The 18,324-nt window shown below is 43.6% G+C and carries 11 protein-coding genes and 1 pseudogene; 9 read left to right on the top strand and 3 right to left on the bottom strand.

Going from position 1 to position 18,324, the window contains the following annotated elements:
* The first annotated feature begins 175 nt into the window (after window positions 1-175).
* Entirely contained in the window at window positions 176-9,742 is a 9,567-nt protein-coding gene (locus R8389_RS05905) for a DUF1542 domain-containing protein (RefSeq protein WP_317637107.1), read from the top strand.
* Between the two features lie 149 nt (window positions 9,743-9,891).
* On the opposite strand, the gene R8389_RS05900 is transcribed toward R8389_RS05905, so the two are convergent.
* The 3 genes from R8389_RS05900 to R8389_RS05890 all read right to left on the bottom strand — a co-directional run bounded on the left by R8389_RS05900 (window position 9,892) and on the right by R8389_RS05890 (window position 12,014).
* Window positions 9,892-10,476 carry a DJ-1 family glyoxalase III gene (locus R8389_RS05900; RefSeq protein ID WP_317637106.1) on the bottom strand — a complete coding sequence of 195 codons (585 nt, stop codon included), beginning with the start codon at window positions 10,474-10,476 and terminating at the stop codon, window positions 9,892-9,894.
* A gap of 32 nt (window positions 10,477-10,508) precedes the next feature.
* Window positions 10,509-11,165 (bottom strand): HAD family hydrolase, encoded by a 657-nt coding sequence (locus tag R8389_RS05895; RefSeq protein WP_317637105.1) that lies wholly within the window; start codon window positions 11,163-11,165, stop codon window positions 10,509-10,511.
* A gap of 135 nt (window positions 11,166-11,300) precedes the next feature.
* Entirely contained in the window at window positions 11,301-12,014 is a 714-nt protein-coding gene (locus tag R8389_RS05890) for a GntR family transcriptional regulator (protein ID WP_317637104.1), read from the bottom strand.
* A gap of 130 nt (window positions 12,015-12,144) precedes the next feature.
* Here R8389_RS05890 and R8389_RS05885 point away from each other — a divergent pair, with 130 nt between their 5' ends.
* The 8 genes and pseudogenes from R8389_RS05885 (at window position 12,145) to R8389_RS05845 (ending at window position 18,289) form a co-directional block, all read left to right on the top strand.
* On the top strand, window positions 12,145-13,506 hold the full coding sequence (locus R8389_RS05885; protein ID WP_317637103.1) for a glycoside hydrolase family 1 protein: 1,362 nt from the start codon (window positions 12,145-12,147) through the stop codon (window positions 13,504-13,506).
* An 18-nt stretch (window positions 13,507-13,524) separates the two neighbouring features.
* Window positions 13,525-14,856, top strand: coding sequence for a PTS sugar transporter subunit IIC (locus tag R8389_RS05880; RefSeq protein ID WP_317637102.1), 1,332 nt, complete (start codon window positions 13,525-13,527; stop codon window positions 14,854-14,856).
* A gap of 374 nt (window positions 14,857-15,230) precedes the next feature.
* Window positions 15,231-15,920, top strand: a pseudogene (locus tag R8389_RS05870) (IS30 family transposase).
* Between the two features lie 77 nt (window positions 15,921-15,997).
* Entirely contained in the window at window positions 15,998-16,210 is a 213-nt protein-coding gene (locus R8389_RS05865) for a hypothetical protein (RefSeq protein WP_317637100.1), read from the top strand.
* Complete coding sequence (locus tag R8389_RS05860) at window positions 16,198-16,647, top strand: hypothetical protein (RefSeq protein ID WP_317637099.1); 450 nt, start codon at window positions 16,198-16,200, stop codon at window positions 16,645-16,647. The genes R8389_RS05865 and R8389_RS05860 overlap by 13 nt, the downstream gene beginning before the upstream one ends.
* Before the next feature lie 108 nt (window positions 16,648-16,755).
* On the top strand, window positions 16,756-17,142 hold the full coding sequence (locus R8389_RS05855; protein ID WP_317637098.1) for an ABC transporter ATP-binding protein: 387 nt from the start codon (window positions 16,756-16,758) through the stop codon (window positions 17,140-17,142).
* Between the two features lie 31 nt (window positions 17,143-17,173).
* The gene (locus tag R8389_RS05850) at window positions 17,174-17,434 is read left to right on the top strand and encodes a P-loop NTPase family protein (protein WP_317637097.1); all 261 of its coding nucleotides are present in this window, start codon (window positions 17,174-17,176) and stop codon (window positions 17,432-17,434) included.
* Window positions 17,435-17,608: 174 nt separating this feature from the next.
* A complete protein-coding gene (locus R8389_RS05845) occupies window positions 17,609-18,289 on the top strand; it encodes a histidine phosphatase family protein (protein WP_317637096.1) in 681 nt (226 codons plus the stop codon).
* Window positions 18,290-18,324 lie beyond the last annotated feature (35 nt).

Here is an 18,324-nt window from a genome sequence, read left to right as displayed (position 1 = left end):
TCTTTAATAGCATATATAAGCGTAATGTACATACCAAGATCACGTGTGTGATATAAGGCTTTTTTACGATTTTTATTTATAATTAGAATAATTATGGAAAGAATTTAATGTTTATGATATTATTTTAATGTCGGAGTAATATGATAAATGCAAACAATATAGAGGGTGAAATATTTTGAACAGATTTAAAATGATTGAAGAAGTCAAAAATACCAACTATAAGATGCATAAAAGTAAAAAGGGCTGGCTAGTCAGCTACTCCCTCTTGACTTTTATGCTAGGTGGAGGAGCGGTGCTCTCTCAATCGACTAGTTCGGTAAGTGCTCAAGAAGTAAAAGCTACTGAAATTGAAAGCCAAAGTAATCAGGCTGGAGTTGATAAGTCGGCCCAACAAAAGGTTGACGATCAAGCAGTAGATGAAGCTAAACAAAATGCTTTAAATGCCTTGGGCACTGCAGCTACTAGTACTAAGCAGAGGATCAATGGAGATCAGAACTTAAGCACTGCTACTAAGGCTAAGCAGGTAAAAGCGGTTGAGGCTTTACTTAGTGATGCTAAGGATAAAGTTAATGCAGCGACTGATTTAGCTGGTATTAAGACAGTATTGGACAAGGCTAGTGCTGGTATTACAGCCAGTTATCAAGCAGGTGTTGATCGGGCTAGTTTGCTCAGAAAAGCGGACAAATCTGCCAAAACTAAAGCAGCCAAGCCTAGAAAGTTAAAAGTGAGCTCCAAGAAGCTTAAGGCTAAGAAGTCGAAAGCTGCTGCTCAAGGTAGTTTAGCAACTTTTTCTGGCCTCAATTCATTTTTGAAGTCTAGTTCAAGTGCTGCTAGTGCTAAGAGTTCTACTAGCACAAAGCAGAGTAGTCGATCCGCTGACTTGTTGAAGAGCGCTTCAAAGCCTGCCAGCACTTCAGTTAACATTCCTGCAGCTGAAATTCCAACTGACGTAATGGATACGAGTTTATCAGATGATGCGGCCACTAAGCCTAATAATTCAAATGAAGTCAACTCGGAACTTGAAGCTAAGCCAAGGGACATCGGAGTTGCTGGTTATGATGCTACTAAGAATGTAACGGTTGGCGCTGACCCAGACAGCGCGCGTGATGACTTTAACAAGGATGTTGACAAGCCAGCAGGTTCAACCCCAACTTCGATGAATATTGCCACTCCTGATCAAATCACGAATCCGGATAAGTATAAACAAAAGGTAGTAAATGTAGCGGATTTTAATAGTTTAGCAGCGGCCTGGACTGATGCTAGTGTAACCTACATTAATATTACTAGTGACATCAGTTATACGGGGGGAACTATTGGCAACCGTGCTGCTGGGGCCAGTGTAGTTGTTAATGGTAACGGCCATACGATTGATTTGAATAGGCAGACTTTCTCCTATGTTGGTGTGCCATATTCTAACCTGACAACGGTGACGATTACTAACGGAAAATTCCAACAAGGGTTCCCGGGTAATGACGGGGACTCTAGCTCGCTGGTATATTCATCAAATGGTGCAGGGCTTAAAGTAAACATTGATAATGTAACTTTGTCCAGCAGTACGTCTAATGGTTATAACCCAATTCACGTTTTAATGGCTAATGGTTCTAAGATTACCTTCTCAGGCAACAATGTCTTTAACATCTCAAACGAGGTTACACGTGGCGTTGGGATGATTGACTTTGCCAACAATGGGCATGTTACTATGAATAGAACTAGTAACGATATTCGGTTCTCTGAATTTTATATGTCATATGTGGCACCGCAAGCCAGTGTAGGTTACGGTAATCAGATAACCATGGGTGATGGCTCTTCTAACACCGCCTATACTTATAACGGGACACCAGCTAACTACCCAGCGATGTATAACAACATTAATGGGGTAACCGTTGGTGACAACGTTAAGTGGACGCAGACTGGTTTCCAGTACTTCTTAAACGGAACGCAGGGTGGTAATTCAGTTGCGCAGTATAAGTTTGGACAAAACTTCAACTTGTCCGCTCCTGTTACGACCCAACCTAATGCAATTCGTCTGTGGGGTACACAACGGGCAGTATTCAATGCAGGCACCACCTTTGATATTAACCAAAGATATAACGATTCGGTAATTCGGGTTAATGACTCGTCCAGTGTTACCTTTATTTCACCCAAGCAGTTGCACCTGGCCATTCAAGATGGTAATGGTAACCCAGTCGCAACTGGTGCAGGGATTATTTCTGGTGCAGGGACAGTTTCCTTAAACAACTCCAACATTAAGACGTGGTTAGGAAATAATTCACAAACCAACAGTACTGCGGGAGACAATACAGCTAAGTTCGCTCAGATGGTGGTTAGAAATGGTCAGGCCACGGTCACGGACTTAAATGGGACCACGGCGGTTTCCAATATTGTTACGCCAACTACACGTGAATTGCAGACGATTGCGATTCCAGTTGGTAAGGTTAATGTGCAATACGTTGACCAGAATGGTAAGAATGTTGGTGGACCAGTAGAAGTTCCGCTCGATAAAGATGCCTACATTGGTCAATACCTGCCCCTGATTACCAGTGATATTGTTGTCAAGAATATGCCTAAGAACTACATGTGGGCGCTCGGAAATCAAATTTTCCCTGGAGCTAAAGCAGATGCTCAAAGTGGTGGTGACCCGACTAACGACAATGACAATGGTGACACATATGGACAGGCGTCGGTTGGACTTACCCCAATGGAAGGTACTACTTATACTTATAAGGTCTATGTCTACGGGACTAAGCAGAACGTTACTTACCAATACGTTGATGTTAACCATAAAGATCGGATTCTGACTTCACCGCTATCAGGTCAAACCGGTAAAGAAGCAGTTGGTGGTGTAACACCGGCTAACTATGGCAACACGATTGACTGGACAAACAAGTACTATACTGAAGACAATGTGCCAGCTGGTTATCATTATGCGATAGGAGCAGCTAACCAACCTAAGACCACTTTAGTATCAGAAAATAATCCAATCGTAACGATTTATGTAGAAGGTAACAATCAAAAGATTAATCCGACCCTGCAAGATACCAATGGCAACCGGATTGTTCCTAATTCACCATTTGAAATTGACGGTATTACCGGCCAAATAATTAAGCTACCAGCAGCTCCAGATGCCAATAACTGGGCCTTAGACCATGTGATTGTGAACGGTCAGCGGAAAGAAGTTGGCTCAGAGTTTGAATTCGGCAACGGAACAGATGAAATCACTTATGTTTACCACCCCTTAGACGTAGAGAAGCAGGCCGCTAATACGGCCATTGATGCCGAAGCGACTAAGGTTAAGGGCGAGATAGATGCAGATCCAACGCTTGATAGTGCAGCTAAGGCCAAGCAAAAGGGTGATGTGGACAAGGCGGCCACAACTGCCAAAGATAATATCAATAAGGCAGTATTGCCAGCCCAAGTTGATCAGGCCAAGCAAGCTGGGATTGCAGCGATTGACGCCGCCCACGTAGCTGGGATTGCGCTTGATCAACAAAAGAAAGATTACAGCAAGCAAATCGATGATGAAGCCACTAAGATTAAGGGTGAAATCGATGCCGATGAAACTTTGGATGATGAAACCAAGGTAAAACAAAAGGGAGACGTTGATAAAGACGCAGCGGATGCTAAGGCAGCCATCAATAGTGCCACTAATATCCAAGCGATTAAAGACGCAACGGCAGCCGGGATTATTAAGATTGATGGTGACCACATTCCAGGTAGTGTTTCCTTGCCTGACCAAAAGAAGGCAGCGATTGCGGCGATTGATGCCGAAGCCACCAAGGTCAAGGGTGAGATCGATGCCGATTCAACCTTAGATGACGCCACCAAGAAGAAACAAAAGGGTGACGTTGACAAAGACGCAGCGGATGCGAAGACGGCAATTAATAATGCCCTTAACGCTCAACAAGTCAAGAATGCCAAGGAAGCGGGGATCATCAAGATTGATGGTGACCACGTTCCAGGTAACATTTCGCTGCCTGACCGCAAGACAAATGCGATTGCGGCGATTGATGCCGAAGCGACTAAGGTCAAGGGCGAGATTGATGCGGATGTCACTTTAGACACGGCCACTAAGAACAAGCAAAAGGCTGATGTCGATCGTGACGCGGCCGCTGCTAAAGACAAGATCAACAGTGCAACTACGGCTCAAGGAGTAATCGATGCCAAGGATGAAGGGATCGTCAAGATTGATGGTGACCACGTTCCAGGCAGCATTTCCTTGCCAGTGCAGAAGACGAATGCGATTGCGGCGATTGATGCCGAAGCTACTAAGGTTAAGGCCGAGATTGATGCGGATGTGACCTTAGACACGGCGACTAAGAATGAGCAAAAGGCTAACGTTGATACTGATGCGGCAATTGCCAAAGCAAACATTAACAGCGCCACTAATGCTCAAGGGGTTAACGATGCCAAGGAAGCGGGGATCATCAAGATTGATGGCGACCACATTCCAGGTAGTATCTCCCTGCCAGTACAGAAGACTGACGCGATTGCAGCGATTGATGCCGAGGCTACTAAGGTTAAGGGTGAAATCGATGCCGATGTCACTTTAGATACGGCCACTAAGAATGAGCAAAAGGCTAATGTGGATAAAGATGCGGCCGCTGCCAAAACCAACATCACTAATGCCAAGGATGCCCAAGGGGTGAAGGATGCCAAGGAAGCGGGGATTATCGCAATTGATGCGGACCATATTCCAGGCAATGTTTCCCTGCCAGTGCAGAAGGCTGATGCGATCGCGGCGATCGAGAATGAAGCCACTAAGGTTAAGGGTCAGATTGATGCGGATGTCACGCTTAATAGTAAAGAAAAGACCGCGCAAAAGGCCAACGTGGACAAGGACGCAGCTGATGCCAAGACAGCGATTAATGCCGCCACTAATGCCCAAGGGGTGAAGGATGCCAAGGATGCCGGGATCATCAAGATTGATGGTGACCACATTCCAGGTAGTGTTTCCCTGCCAGATCAAAAGGATGCCGCTAAGGCAGCGATTGATGCGGAAGCCACTAAGGTCAAAGGCGAAATTGATGCCGATGAAACGTTAGACACGGCTACTAAGGCCAAGCAAAAGGGTGACGTGGACAAGGATGCGGCTGATGCGAAGGCAGCGATTAATACCGCTAAGGATGCCCAAGCTGTCCTAGACGCTAAGGAAGCCGGCATCATCAAGATTGATGGTGACCACGTTTCAGGCAATATTTCCCTGCCAGATCAAAAGACTAATGCAATCGCCGCCATTGATGCGGAAGCAACTAAGGTTAAGGGTGAGATTGAAGCCGATGTGACCTTAGACACGGCGGCTAAAGACAAGCAGAAGGCTAACGTTGACATTGATGCGGCCGCTGCTAAAACTAACATTATGAACGCCACTAATGCCCAAGGGGTGAAGGATGCCAAGGATGCCGGGATTATTAAGATCGATGGTGATCACATTCCAGGTAGTGTTTCCTTGCCAGTGCAAAAGGCCAATGCGCAAGCAGCCATTGACGCCGAAGCCACTAAGATCAAGGCCGAAATTGATGCGGATGCGACCTTAGACACGGCTACTAAGAATAAGCAGAAGGGTGACGTTGATACCGACGCAACGATTGCCAAGGCAAACATTAACAAGGCAACTGATGCTCAAGGAGTTAATGATGCCAGAGATGCCGGAATCGCTAAGATTGATAGCGATCACGTCCCAGGCAACATTTCTCTACCAGATCAAAAGACCAATGCCCAAGCAGCCATTGATGCGGAAGCTGCCAAGATCAAGGCCGAAATTGAAGCCGATCCAACGCTTGATAACGCAGAAAAAGTAGTTCAAAAGGGCAATGTTGATAAAGATGCCGCAATTGCTAAGAATAATATTAGTCAGGCAACCAACGCCCAGGGTGTTAATGACGCCAAGAATGCCGGCATTATCAAGATCGATGGTGACCACATTCCAGGCAGTATTTCCCTACCAGATCAAAAGGATGCGGCTAAAGCAGCGATTGATGCGGAAGCAGCTAAGATTAAGAAAGAAATCGATGCCGATCCAACGCTTGATAATGTAGAAAAGGCAACGCAAAAGACTAACGTTGATGCGGATGCCGCTGACGCTAAGATTAAGATTGAGCAAGCAGTTAATGCCCAAGGGGTGAAGGATGCCAAGAGTGCCGGGATCATCAAGATTGATGGTGACCACATTCCAAATGGTACTTCACTATTAGCGCAAAAGACTAACGCTCAAGCAATTATTGATGCCGAAGCTGCTAAGATTAAGGCAGAAATCGAAGCGGATGTTACCCTTGATAATGCTGAAAAAGCAACGCAAAAGAACAATGTTGATAAAGACGCTTCAGCAGCCAAGCTTAATATTAGTCAGGCAACTGATGCGCAAGGCGTAAAAGATGCCACTAACGCGGGAATTGCCAAGATTGACAGTGATCACGTACCTAATAGCATCTCCTTACCAGATCAGAAGAAGGCAGCTCAGGCAGCCATTGATGCGGAAGCTACCAAGGTTAAGGGTGAGATCGATGCCGATGATACCCTTGATGGAACTTCTAAGGCAGCACAAAAGGCTAACGTCGATAAAGACGCTACAGATGCCAAAAACAAGATTGAGCAAGCAATTAATGCCCAAGGGGTGAAGGATGCCAAGGAAGCGGGGATCATCAAGATCAATGGTGACCACATTCCAAATACAGTTTCACTCCCTGAACAAAAGGCTAATGCACAAAAAGCTATCGATGATGAAGCTGAAAGAGTTAAGGCTCAAATCAATGATGATGTGACTTTGGATAATGCAACTAAGGCAGTCCAAAAGGCTAATGTTGACAGAGATGCCACAGCGGCCAAAACAAGCATCAGCCAAGCAACTGACCTTAAGGGCATTACCGATGCAAAAGAATTGGGAATTTCGAGAATTAATAGCGATCATATCCCAGGTAAGGCGTTAGAAGATCAAAAGAAGGCTGCTCAAAAAGCCATTGATACTGAAGCAACTAGAATCAAGGCCGAAATTGATGCCGATGACTCATTAGACGATGCAACTAAATCTAAACAAAAAGGTGCCGTCGATAGAGATGTATTGGGTGCACAAAATGCAATTGACCAAGCAGTTAATGCTCAAGCTGTCATTGATGCTAGAAATGATGGAATTGCCAAGATTGATAGCGAGCATGTTGGAAATAATGTTTCTCTATCAGATCAAAAGTTAGCAGCCTACAAGGCCATTGATCAAGAAGCAACTAAAGTTAAGACTTTAATTGATAATGACCCAAGTTTAGATAGTACAGCTAAGAATAAGCAAAGAACTAATGTTGATACTGAGGTAACTAGAGCCAAGGCAGCAATTGACGATGCAAGTAATGCGCAGGAAGTTAAAGTTGCTCGTTACAATGGTATTACGGCAATTGATGCTCAATATGTATCTAATGCAGTAACTTTACAAGAGCAGAAAGATAATGCTAAGCAATTAATTAATGACGAAGCAGCAATTGTCAAAACTGCTATTAGTAAGGATGCTACGCTGGATGATGCCACTAAGTTGCAACAAACCCGTGCAGTAGACGATGAAAAGCAAAAAGCACTTGACACAATTAGTCAGGCAATTGATGCTCAAGGCATCCAAAAGGCCTACAACGATGGTATAGTTGCAATTCACGCACAATACATTTCTGCTGCTGAATTAGCTAAGCAAAAGGTTGATGCTATTACTGCAATTGTGCAGGAAGCCAATACAATTAAGGATGCAATCAATAATGATGTAACTTTAACTACAAATGCTAAGAAGCAACAAATTGCTAATGTCGAAGTAGAATCTCAAAAAGCCCAAAATGCAATTAATCGTGCAATCCTATCTCAAGAAGTTAGGGATCAACTGAATGCAGGAATCAAAGCAATTGATGCACAATATGTTCCTGGCAAATCACTTGATGAGCAAAAAGCGGATGCCATTGCTGCAATTGATCAGGCTGCCCAAGATGCCAAAGACAAGGTAGACAAGGACAAGAACAAGACTGATGAAGAGAAGCAGAAGGAAAAAGATGAAATTGACAAGGCTGCTTCCAACGCTAAAGATGAAATCAACCATAGTACAACTGCTGATGGAATTGAGCAAGCTAAGGACAAGGGAACATCAAATATTAACCAAATTGTAGTTGATAATAACCTTGATAACCAAAAAGTTAATGCTAATAAGGAAATCGATGCCGCTGCTGCCGCTGCTAAGGATAAGGTTGATAAAGACCCGACCAAGACAGATGCTGAAAAGCAAAGAGATAAAGCAGCCATTGATGCCGCAGCAGCAGCAGCAAAGGATAAAGTCAATAATGCCAAGAACAAGGGTGAAGTTGACAAGGCCAAACAAGATGGTATTGATGCAATCAATGCTATTGCCAATACTCCAGGTCTTGAACAACAAAAGACTGATGCCAATAAAGAAATCGATGATGCCGCTAATGCAGCCAAAGATAAGATAGACAAAGATAAGAATAAGACCGATGAAGAGAAGCAAAAAGAAAAAGATAAGATTGACCAAATTGCTTCTGATGCTAAAGACAAAGTAAATAACTCTAATAGCAAGGATGAGGTTGATAAAGCCAAGCAAGACGCTATTGATGCAATCAATAACGTCGTAAATGGTAATGGTTCTAACGGCTCTAACGGCTCTAACGGCTCTAATGGCTCCGGTGGTTCTAACGGCTCTAACGGTTCTAATGGCTCCGGTGGTTCTAACGGCTCTAATGGTTCTAATGGTTCTAATGGCTCCGGTGGTTCTAACGGTTCTAACGGTTCTAATGGTTCTAACGGTTCTAATGGCTCCGGTGGTTCTAATGGCTCCGGTGGTTCTAACGGCTCTAATGGTTCTAATGGCTCCGGTGGTTCTAACGGTTCTAACGGTTCTAACGGTTCTAATGGCTCCGGTGGTTCTAACGGTTCTAACGGTTCTAATGGCTCTAATGGCTCCGGTGGTTCTAATGGCTCTAACGGAACTAACGGTTCTAATGGCTCTAACGGAACTAACGGTTCCAATGGTAATAATGGAACCAACGGTTCCAATGGTAATAATGGAACCAACGGTTCCAATGGCTCCGGTGGTTCTAACGGTTCTAATGGCTCTAACGGAACTAACGGTTCCAATGGTAACAATGGGACTAACGGAACTAACGGTAAGCTTGATAGAACAAATGCGGCTTCCAAAGTGCTTAAGCACAATGCTTACTTCTACAACAAAGAAGGTAAGCGTGCCAACCTATTAGTAGCTAAGAAGGGTTCGACGATTACAACGTACGGTACCAAGTCTATTAATGGCCGTGATTTCTACCAAGTTGGTGAGAATCTTTACATCGCTGTTCACAATGTTAATAGTCGGAAGCGTACTTTAAAGAAGAATGCATTTGTCTATAACAGTAAGGGCAAACGTGTTGGTAAGAAACTCTTGAAGAAGAAGACCAGAGTTAGCGTTTACGGTGACCCAGTGAAGATTCGTGGTAAGTATTACTACATCACTGCTAATAATCGTTACGTCAAAGCAAGGAATTTTGGTTCAATTTTAATTGAAGCTAATAACGTGATTGCTGCTGGCGTAAGCTCAAATGCTGAACTTTCACAGAACTCATATGTTTATGACGCTGACGGCAAGCGCGTAGACGGCTATGTTATTCTAGCTGGTTCTAAAGTAATCGCCGGTGAAGCTAAGAGCGTTAACGGCCAAGAACTAGTTTCAATTGGTGACGGATACTATGTTGCAAAGAACAATGTGGACAAGTATTAATCACTAATAGGAAATAATAACGATTTATTTCAGATCAATGGAAATGTTCGCCAGTGATGCTGAATAACAAAAAGCTCACATCTCAAACGAGATGTGAGCTTTTTTGTTGCCTATAAAAAATTTGGAGTGGAAAGAATTACCTTAAACTCTTACAAGCTATCTTGGATGTTGTCTTCTAGGTAATCATATAGCATTACATGCTTTAAATCTTGGGTGTCAAGGTCCAGGGCATCCCCGATTGCATAAGCGAAGGCCCAGGCTGTTGCAGGCCCACGACTAGTGATGACCTGGTGAACTTTGTCAGTTACTGTAATGTTCTCCCGATAGTGACCACTGGGGGCATCTTTTTTGGTTTGGCGTTCAAAACCTGGATAGCAAGTGTAGTCGGCACCATTTAAAATACCATAGCGGGCCAAAGCAATTGGCGCAGCACACATGGCGGCAACCCATTGACCAGTTTGATTGCGCTTGACCATCAGCTCTCGCAGCTGCTGGCTGTCCCGTAAGTTTTCAGCTCCCGACTTGCCACCAGGCAAGGCTACTAAATCATAGTCTAGTAGGCTGTTGTCGATTATCTTAGCGCAAGTTAGGCTGATTTGGTGAGCACCAGTAATTTGGGTACTAGCTAATCCAACCATATCGACTTGTACGTCGAGTCGGCGTAAGACATCAACAATACTTAATCCTTCAACTTCTTCACATCCGTCAGCAAAGACAACTGCAACCGTTTTCATATTATTACCTCCATCATCTTTTTTACTTTAGTTTAACTTAAATTTAGATAAAACAATAGGTCACTTAGTTTGCTTAAATGCAATGTAGGACGCGGACTGATTGGCAGTTTGACCTTTTTGGGTGCTAGCCAAAGTGACTGCAAGCCGGCATTCTCAGCCCCTTGAATATCTTCACTTAAATCCGTTCCGATAACCAGGCAAGAGGCGGGGGTGATTTTTTGTTCTTGAACAATTTGATCGAAAACTCGCTTTTCAGGCAGCCTGCCTTGCAGTTCATCCTTGCCATAGCAGGCAGAAAAGTAGCTAAACAGTTCGGTTGCTTGTAAGCGGCTAGCTATCAACTGGCGCGGCTCTTTAGATAGCAAGATAAGCTGAAGCTTGCCTTGAACCTCGTCCAAGAATGGGATAGTTTCCTTATTTAGGCGGTCTTGCTGGCGGAGCTGTTCATCGAAAAAGTGCCGAGCAGTAGTCAGGTCTTGCGGGACTATTGTTTTAAGAAACAGGTCAATTCGCTCGTCCATGCCTAATAGCTTAGTTTGTTGTCCTAAGCTTGCGTATTTCAATCGCTGGGTCGGTCCCATGCCCGTACCAAAATGTTCGAGTGTTATCCGCAGAGCATTTGCTTCTGCAGATTTTTGGTCAAGCAAGCTGCCTTCAGGAATAAAAATTAACGTTTCAAACTTAGCCACGATTGTTTTACCTTCCTTATCTTTCTAGCTGCATTATAACGGTATTGGCCAAGCAAAGAAAGACCAATAGCTCATTTGGTGACTTATTAAGCTAAATGATGATCAATTCCTGGTCAAGCCCCCCAAAAGTCAGTGTTATACCTGGTTTAAAGTTAATTCAGCTTGGTCATAGCGGTTGCGGGTTTGGGAATATTCAAAGGGGGTGCCGTCTTGCAGAAAACAAGTTTGTTCGATTTCGAGTACCGGATCGGTGCTTGCACACTTGAGGTAAAGTTGGTCATAAGCATCGGGCTTGTCGGCCCGGAAGGTGCGGTTGGCCCTGCCAATTTTAAGCTGGAGCTGATTTTCAATGTAGTGGTAAATCGACTGGTCCAAAATATTTACTGTAATTCCAGGAATAATTCTCTGCGGCATCACTGTATATTCCAGTCTTACCGGAAAGTCGCGCAATAGTCTTTGGCGGATGATGTCGTAGACTAGGTCAGTTTTATTAAGTTTGAGCACGATCCGTTCCTTGTCGGTTGGTTCGCGAATATCGAAGGAAATAACCTTGCTGGTCAGAAATTTAGTGTTTTTGATCCGTGAGGTAAAACCAAGGTGCTCGTTAGCATTATCTTTCTTGGAAATCTCACTTTCTTTCGCCGTTAAGATTTGGGTGCCATGACCGCGTACGGGTTTAACAATGTTCTTATATTGTAACAGGCGTAGCGCACTCACAATGGTGACTTTGCTAGTATGATAAATCACCGCCAGTTCATCAATATGGGGTAATTGTTGCTGGTATTTGTGCATGAGAATATCCTGCTCAATCAGGTTAGCAACAGTGAAGTATTTTGGTTTAGTGGTCATCGTGGGTTCTCCTTGGCATAAGTATAGGAAATGCTTTACTTACATGATGACAAATATTTACTAAAAGGGCAAGATGAAATAACATGATAACTGAAAGCGCTTTTAACAATAAAAAGAAAGAGGAAGTATAATGTCTGAATTTTTCTGGGGTAATTCAACCTCCAGTATGCAAACAGAAGGTGGCTGGAACGAGGGTGGTAAGTCCTTGTCCGTCTATGATATTCGTAAGTCAGGAGACCAAGTTAGCGATTGGCACTTTGCTAATGACAATTATCATCATTTTGAAGAAGATTTCGATTACATGCAGGATTTAGGGATGAACATGTATAGGTTCCAAATTTCCTGGTCGCGTGTTATTAAAGATGGTGATGGTGAGATCAATGAGGAGGGCTTACGCTATTACGATAAGCTCATTGCGGCCTTGCGCGAGCGTAACATTGAACCAATGATTTGTCTGTATCACTTTGATATGCCTTTGCATTTGGCGGAGGATTACAACGGTTTTACTAGTAAAAAAGTGTGTGCGGCTTTTATTAGATACAGCCAGGTGGTAATTGATCATTTTGCGGATCGAGTTAAGTATTGGATCACCTTTAATGAGCAAAACCTTTACCATACTCCTGAAGCGTTCAAGATTGCTGGGTATACCAAGGGTGATCAAACACTAACCGAGCTCTACCAGATTGCGCACAATGTGATGTATTGTCATGCCGCAGTTGCCAATTACCTCCATGCTAAAACAACTGCCAAAATTGGTGGCATGTTGGCTTACAGTCAGGTATATCCGGCAACGGCTAATCCCCAGGATGTTTTTGCTGCTCACCAAATTGATGAATTCTTAAATTATGATTTGCTAGATGTTTTCAGTTATGGGAAGTATTCCACGGCCGTAATAAAGTTTGTGCAAACACAAAAATTGCCGGTTGAATACACGGAAGCGGAAATGAAAGAAATTGCTGAGCTGCGGAGTGATTTTCTGAGTTTTAGTTATTATTCATCGAATACGATTGATGCAAGTAAGATTCCGGCGGATACCGCACCTAACTTGTACATGGATTGGGGAGCCACAGCTAATCCGGCTTTGAAGTCGACTGAATGGGGCTGGCAGATTGATCCGTTAGGCTTTCGAGATGTGCTAAACAAGATCTATCAACGATATCATCTCCCAGTCTTCCCAATCGAAAACGGAATCGGTGTCCGCGAAAAATGGGACGGTCAACACGAAATTGAAGATGATTATCGCATTGACTACCACAGAAGTCACATCAAGGCGATGCAGGATGCGATTAACAAGGACGGCGTCAACGTCATTGGTTATCTAGGTTGGGGACTGATTGATATTATGAGTTCACAGGGTGACATGGAGAAGAGGTATGGCGTGGTCTACGTTAACCGGACAAACCATGATCTGCGCGATATGAAACGGATACCCAAGAAAAGTTATCACTGGCTCAAAAAGGTCATTCATTCCAACGGTAAGGATTTAAGTTAGTTTATGGAGGTGTTCTAATTGAACGATTCAACAAGTATCCAAAGTCATCCAAAATTACAGCGATTTTTGGATAAATTTACCGAAGTGTCGGTAAAGGTAGGAAATCAGGTCCACTTACGATCATTGCGGGATGCATTTGCAACCTTGATGCCCATGTTTATTTTGGCTGGTGTGGCCGTTTTATTTAATAATGTTATTTTTACCTGGATTTTTAAGGGGGCAACGTTAGCAAAGTTCCAGGTCTTCGGCACAGCTCTGACCAACGGGACCTTGAATATTGCCAGTATTCTGATTGCTCCGATGATTGCCTATTTCTTGGCTAAAAACAAGTCTTTTGATAATCAAATATCGGCGGTTGCAGTCGCTATTTCGGCAGTCTTCATTATGCTAGCCATTAATGTTAGCATCATTCCCACTGGTGCCAAAAAGGCGGTTGATGTCTCCGGTGCGGTGCTTTACTCACAGGTAGGAACAACTGGGATGTTTTCCGGTATCATTATTGGACTTCTGGCAACTGAAATTTACATGAAGTTATCAAAGGTTAAGGCCCTTAAGATCAATTTGGGTGATCAAGTGCCACCAGCCGTTGGTCAAAGTTTTTCGGTGTTATTGCCTTCACTACTTACCCTGGGTTTGTTTGGTATTTTTGCGGGTATCTTTGCCTACTTCAATACCGACTTAGTAACACTGATCTCGCGGCTCATCCAAGAACCGCTACGATCAGTTAATACCTCGTTGCCGGGTTTCTTGTTAATCTATTCGACCGGTAACTTTCTTTATACACTCGGTATTCATCAGACGGTAATCAATGGTTCTTTACTTGATCCACTGAACTTAGTTAATATGAATGAAAACATGGCGGCGGTTGCTGCAGGCAAACAGCCCACCCACATTATTAATACTGACTTCGTAACGGTCTATTCACAAATGGGTGGTACCGGCTTAACGCTTGCTCTAATTATTGCGGTTTTAATCGTTTCGCATTATCAACCTTACAAAGATGTGGTCAAGTTAGCGACCGTACCTGGAATTTTCGAGATTAATGAACCAATTATTTTTGGTTTTCCCATTGTCTTTAATATTCCGATGATTATTCCGTTCGTGCTCAGTCCGGTTATTGGGTCATTAATTGGCTATTTTGCAACGGCCATTGGCTTTGTTAAACCCTTAAGCGTGTTAGTGCCATGGACCACGCCACCAATTTTGAGTGGTATCTTGGCCAGTGCCGGCGACTGGAAAGTGGTACTTGTTCAGATTGTTATTTTAGTGGTTTGTACCTTGTTCTACATCCCATTCATCAAGATTTCAGAACGTGTTGCACTGAAACAGGCCGAATTGGCTCAAGCATAATTACTTAAGCACAAAGGAGTTCCTAAGAAAGGAACTCCTTTTTTGGTGCCAGTTGCCACATTGGCTCTAGTAGCGGCAAGTTCAATTTAATAAAAAATCGTTCACTATATTGAATATTTAATTAACTAGTAATTAAAATTTGATAAGCTAGATTCATCGAGAGACGCGCATGCAGAATGTTCCTTGATAGAAAAATTATACTTTAAAGTTGTGGTTTATGAAATTATGTTTAATTAATTTAATATAGAAGCTTAAAAATGAAGGTAAATTGTAGAATGAAGATGAACACTTGCCCTGATTAGAAAATGAAAAAAGTCCATTGGACTTCTTTGATAGAATGTAATTACCAAATCAATTCTAGAAAGAAGTTACCAATGAACTCGCTTAATTCTACCATATCTAGTCACCACCAGGGCCAGCATCTTGCTTTGCAAGACCGCGTGATTATCCAAGTCTTGCGCCAGCAGGGCCAGTCCCTGCATCAATTGCCGCTAGTCTCAACTGTTCACCCTCAACCGTGAAATATGAGCTTGAACGGGGCCAAATTTCTTTATCCGGGCAGAAACCGTCTGCACCAAGACGCTCTATCATTATGTGGAACGTGGTTTATTACGGATTAAGGCAACTGACTTGCCCGAATGCTTAAGCCGTAAGACTAAAGCCAAACGGATACGCCAGCATAAACGCAGACTGGGGCGCAGTATTAGTGAGCGGCCTTTACAGCCTTGCGCAGCCAATACCAGGAACACTGGGACGAGGTCTTCAAGATCATTACCACGGACAATGGTTCTGAATTTGCGGATTTGGCCCAGTTAGAAGGAGTATCGCAGACACTGGTTTACTAGGCGCACCCGTACACTTCTTGTGAGAAAGGCGGGGTGGAGCGGTATAACCGGTTAATTCGGCGTTTTATCCCCAAAGGCAAGTACATCAAGGATTATGATATGGTCCAAATCTATGACATTGAAGAATGGTGCAATAACCTGCCGCGCAAGATCTTAGCCTACCACACACCCGATGAATTATATGAAAGAAGATTAGCTTGCATCTATCAAATCAAGTAAGGTGTTCAACTTAAAATTGCAATTTTCGATCATATATTAATTTTTGTTTTTAGGTTAGGATTATAAAGGAGATAATAATGCTTTTTAAGAAGCAAGTTCAGGGAATGAGCCTGTGCTGGCAAACTTGGCTAGCACTAGTGATTGGCTTGGTGCTGGTGATTATTCAGGCTGGCACCATGAGAGTTGGTTGCAGCAGTAACAACGCCTTTATGCACCTTACGGGCTTTAACAGCAGTGGTTGGGGCACTCTCATGTATTATACTCGGTACTGCCTCTCATGTGCGGCTTAGCAGCCAGCAGTACCTTTCAAATTGACCAACACAGTCACCTCTTAGATAGTATCTTAGCCAAGCAAACGCAGCGGGAGTACCTTCTTTCAACTACTGCCAGTTCTTTTGTTGTGGGAGGCACGGTCGGTGTCTTACCGTTATTAGTGGAAGCTGCTTACTTTTTTGCTAAATATGGCCTCGCTAAGAGGTCTATTGGGGCAGGTGTGCAACTGCTTAAGCCCACTGGATGGGGGGACGGTCTATTTGCCCACCACGCGCTCTTATTTTTGCTTTGTGTAATATTGATTACCTTCATTTTTGGAGGGGTGTACGGCCTAACTGGCTTGGTTGCCTCATACTATGACATACCCAATGGGTTCGAAATGGTTGTTCCTTTTGCCCTGTCTTGTGCAACGTGGCTTCTGGCCGGGCTGAGCTTTCCCTGTCCTATCTGCTAACGCCAGTCGATAGTAACAGCCAGCGACACACTATTTGGGTGCTCTTGGCCTGTTTTCTATTGTTCAGCGTGGTAATTGCCATTTTAACAATGAGGAAGAGTAGACAAGATGTTCTCGATTGAGAAGGTACAAATAAAATTTTTAGAACTTAAGAATGTTACCAAGGTCATTAAGCGAGAAGTTGTCCTAAACGATATTAATTTGTCCATTAACACGGGAAAGATTATCGGAATTGTGGGCCCATACAGTTCTGGCAAGACCATGCTCTTGCGGGCAATTGCCGGCCTAGTTGAGATTGACCAGGGTTCAATTGCGCTCAAGGGCGAAGCGGTTGGCCTGAACCGGCAGCGCACCACAAAGGTGGGGGCAACCATTGAGACACCGGGCTTCAATCCGGCCTGCACGGTCTTGGAAAATCTGCGCTTCTTGGCCTCCTTTGATAATGTAGTGGGTGACCAGGAAATTCATTATAGCACTAAAAAAATTCAATCTTGAGCGCTATCAGGATAAAAAGGTTAAGGATGTTTTGTTTGGTAACATCCTGAAGTTGGGAATTGTTCAAGCCTTTATGGAAGGACAAGAATTAGTAGTGCTTGATGAGCTAACTAAAGGATTAGACACCGCCTCACTTGACCAGCTCAAGCTGTTGTTGCAAGACCTGCGGATAAAGAGGCACACAGTCTTGGTTACGGCTTATGATGAGCGCTTCATTGGTGAACTAGCCGATGAGGTCTATCGACTAGACCGTGGCAGGATTGTTGATAGCTGGTCACATCGAGCTACTTAAGCTAGTCAGCAGATTATAAAAATTCAGGCAGGAGTGTGAATTTTTTGTTTAAACATGATTGCAACTAGCATAGTTTACGCTTGTCGCCCAAGGATTCTTTACAACTGATTGTTTATTTTGCTGTTCATTTATGGTATAGTAATTAGACGCTATTAGCTGAAAGGAGGATACAAATTGGCAACAGAAGTCTATCTCGTACGTCACGGCGAAACGATGTTTAATCAATTGGACAAGGTTCAAGGATGGTGCGATTCGCCGTTGACTGTTAAGGGGATTAATGATTTGAAACGGACAGCGCAGGTGCTCAGTCAAGTTTACTTCGACAATATGTATTCTTCTGACCTAAAGCGTGCAATCGATACTGTCCATTTAATGAGGGATGCCAACCAGGTTTCAGAAATTGGTAAGATCAAAAAGCTGCCGGAGTTCCGGGAGGTCTTCTTTGGTTCATTTGAAGGCGACGATATTCGCGATACTTGGAAGCAAGTGGCTCATGCTGCTGGACTTAGCAATGAAGATGATGTTACCAGAATTATCAACCAAGTTGGTATCTATGAGTTCCGGGAAGCGACCAAGCAGGCCGATCCGCGCCACCTAGCCGAGAACAAGGCTGAACTAGATGAGCGCATGATACAAGCAATCTCGGTTTTAGGTGACTTAAGCCGCCAGGAACAACGGGTGTTAATCGTTTCTCACGGTGATTTCATCAAGACGCTAGGAATCAAGTACTGGAATAAGAGTGATGGGTTACATGACATCATTTTCCCTGATAATGGCAGTGTCAGTCGGGGCATACTCCATGAAAACGGCGAGTTTGAAATTGTCGATTACAATGTAGATGCAAAAGATATCTAGAATCCTACTATCAAAGTAGGATTTTTTGTTACAAT

Source organism: Lactobacillus xylocopicola, assembly GCF_033096005.1.
GTDB lineage: Bacteria > Bacillota > Bacilli > Lactobacillales > Lactobacillaceae > Lactobacillus > Lactobacillus xylocopicola.
The sequence above is the reverse complement of the archived record's forward strand: the minus strand, read 5'-3'. Positions and strand labels throughout refer to the sequence as shown.

Excerpts from the sequence above, each read along its gene's own strand:
- R8389_RS05900 (WP_317637106.1), bottom strand. The coding sequence starts at position 10,476 with ATGAAAACGGTTGCAGTTGTCTTTGCTGACGGATGTGAAGAAGTTGAA.
- R8389_RS05890 (WP_317637104.1), bottom strand. The coding sequence starts at position 12,014 with ATGACCACTAAACCAAAATACTTCACTGTTGCTAACCTGATTGAGCAG.
- R8389_RS05885 (WP_317637103.1), top strand. The coding sequence starts at position 12,145 with ATGTCTGAATTTTTCTGGGGTAATTCAACCTCCAGTATGCAAACAGAA.
- R8389_RS05865 (WP_317637100.1), top strand. The coding sequence starts at position 15,998 with ATGCTTTTTAAGAAGCAAGTTCAGGGAATGAGCCTGTGCTGGCAAACT.
- R8389_RS05860 (WP_317637099.1), top strand. The coding sequence starts at position 16,198 with ATGTGCGGCTTAGCAGCCAGCAGTACCTTTCAAATTGACCAACACAGT.
- R8389_RS05855 (WP_317637098.1), top strand. The coding sequence starts at position 16,756 with ATGTTCTCGATTGAGAAGGTACAAATAAAATTTTTAGAACTTAAGAAT.